The organism is Zavarzinella formosa DSM 19928, assembly GCF_000255705.1.
Taxonomy (GTDB): Bacteria; Planctomycetota; Planctomycetia; order Gemmatales; family Gemmataceae; genus Zavarzinella; species Zavarzinella formosa.
The window spans coordinates 1-2,264 of the sequence record NZ_AIAB01000518.1 but is presented as its reverse complement, the minus strand read 5'-3'; the positions used below and the strand labels follow the sequence as shown (position 1 = coordinate 2,264).

At 59.5% G+C, this 2,264-nt stretch carries 2 protein-coding genes; both read left to right on the top strand.

Annotated elements, in window-relative coordinates; all coding sequences use genetic code 11:
- On the top strand, positions 1-1,902 hold a 1,902-nt coding region (locus tag BGIM_RS0100470), incomplete at its 5' end, for a hypothetical protein (RefSeq protein WP_020467883.1).
- A 74-nt stretch (positions 1,903-1,976) separates the two neighbouring features.
- Positions 1,977-2,264 (top strand): hypothetical protein (locus tag BGIM_RS47860; protein WP_040887386.1); only part of this gene is annotated, 288 nt, incomplete at its 3' end.

The following is a 2,264-nucleotide window of genomic DNA, read 5'->3' as shown; positions in this document are numbered from 1 at the left end:
CTCAACCCCGAACCCGCCTGGGTCATGAACTGGTTCTACTGGCTCACCTTCCCTTTGGTCGGCCTCAGCGCCTTTGCCGTCGCCCGCTTGCTGGGTATTTCCCGGTTGATCGCCGTCGCCTTCGCCCTGCTCTATGACTTCATTCCCTACCATCTCATGCGTCATTCGCACGTTTTCATGACGGCGTATTATCTCATCCCGTGGTCGCTGTATGCCTGCCTTCAATGGCGAACGAGCAACCCCGCCATCGGAAAGTGGAACCGCCAATCCCTTGTGTTCGTCATGCTGGCGGTTCTCACCGGATTGGGGTACGTCTATTACGCCTATTTTGCCTGCATCCTCATGCTGGTCGCCGGCATCGCCCGGTCCGTAAACGACCATCGATGGCGGCCCTTGGCTCTCTCGGTCGGCTGGTGCGCCGTGGCGATGGCCACACTCATGGCCACGATGATCCCCGAGATCAGGCAGAAGATGACCAACCAGGCAAACCCGGATGCGCCACAGCGAAGCCCGGAAGAGTCCGAGACCTACGCCTTCAAGCTCACCCAACTGCTGATGCCGGTCCCCGATCACCAGTTGAAGCCGCTGGCCAAGATTCGGGCCAAATATAGCGGTGTTTCGCCCCTTAGCAACGAAAACGAATACTCCTCCCTCGGCATGATCGGAGCGGCCGGGTTCCTCTTTCTGGTGTTTCGATTCGTGTTCCGCAGGGCGGAAGCCGCCGAGCAAGGCGAGGATTTGCTGTCTTTGTTCACCGTGGTCATCGCACTGCTAGCGACCGTCGGCGGCTTTGCCTCGGTCATCAACTGGACGCAGGCCACCATTGGCATGACGCCGTGGATCAGGTGCTACAATCGCATCAGCATCATGCTGGGATTCATCGTCCTGCTGGGGTTGGCAACGAGGGCGGAGGCCCGTTGGAATGGAATTCAAACGACCAAGGGAAGAATCATCTTCACGGTTCTGACCGTCGCCGCCGTCGCCTGGGGGATCTTCGACCAAACACCCCGGAACATCAACAGACGCGACGCGGCCAACGCGGAGCAATTTTTGTCCGACGAGGAGTATTTCCCCGCCATCGAATCGCAAGGCTCCCCCGGTGATTTCGTGTTCATTCTGGGCTATCGTTATTATCCCGAGTGCCCCATCGAGCCGTTCACCGATTATTCCCACTTCCGGCCCTACCTCCACACCAAACAACTCACCTTCAGCTACGGAGCCTTGCGGGGCGAGGCGAACGACTTGTGGTCCCGAATGGCGGCCAGCCAGCCAACCCCGGAGATGATCGATCATCTGGCCAGCATGGAGGCCCTCGGGCTCCTCGTCTTCCGGCCCAGCCACAAGGACGGCGGCAAGAAGATCGAGGCCGAGGCCGAGGCGATTCTCGGCATGAAGCCCTTTGTGAGTTCCGACCGCCAGTTTGCCTTTTTCAACCTCCGAGCCAGAAGCGAACGCCTCAAGGCCGAAACAACCGCCGGGCAATGGGAGGCCGCGAAACTTCGCATGCGCCAGCCCCTCACGCCCGTCTGGCGAAAAAACTTCAGCCCGGATGCGTCTTTGAGCGATCTGTCGGCCACCACACGGGATTTTGGACGCGAGGCAGAAATCCGGGTGACGAACACACTGGATGTCCCGCGTCCGTTGGAACTGCGATTTTCCGTGCGGGTCGTCAATCTGGACGAAGCCAAAGAGACTCGCTGGCTGCGAATCTCGCACAACGGACAGGATGACATCGAACCAGTCCCCCGCGAAGGCACGGCCATCGTCAAGACCTTCAACATCCCGCCGGGCGAGACCGTCATCAAATGCACGCCTGCCTTCGAGCGGGAGCATCTGGCGCCGGGAACCCAACGCCGAGGGTGTTGGATGACCATGAGCAAGATCTCATGGGCTGAAAAATGAGGTGAACAACCTTTCACCCCTCATCCTTCATCTGAACCTTGACCGGGGATTCACAAGCGGGTATCCCATTCAACATGGAACCCCAGTCCCCCGCCGCCACCATTTCGCCAAGCCATTCCCTGAAAAAAGACATTCTGGCCGGGCTGTTCGTCCTGCTCGTGTCCTCAGCGGTGTTTGTCGTCATCACCCGGCAATGGCAGACTCCCCTTCGTCTGCCGCGAAGTTATTCCAGCGATTATCTGGTTTACCTCACCTGGGTGGAGACGATGATCGAGGAGGGGAGTTATTTGCACAACTCGCGGGTCGGCCGACCCCTGGGCACCGACTGGCGCGCCTTCCCCACTTCCGACGGCTGGCTCAAC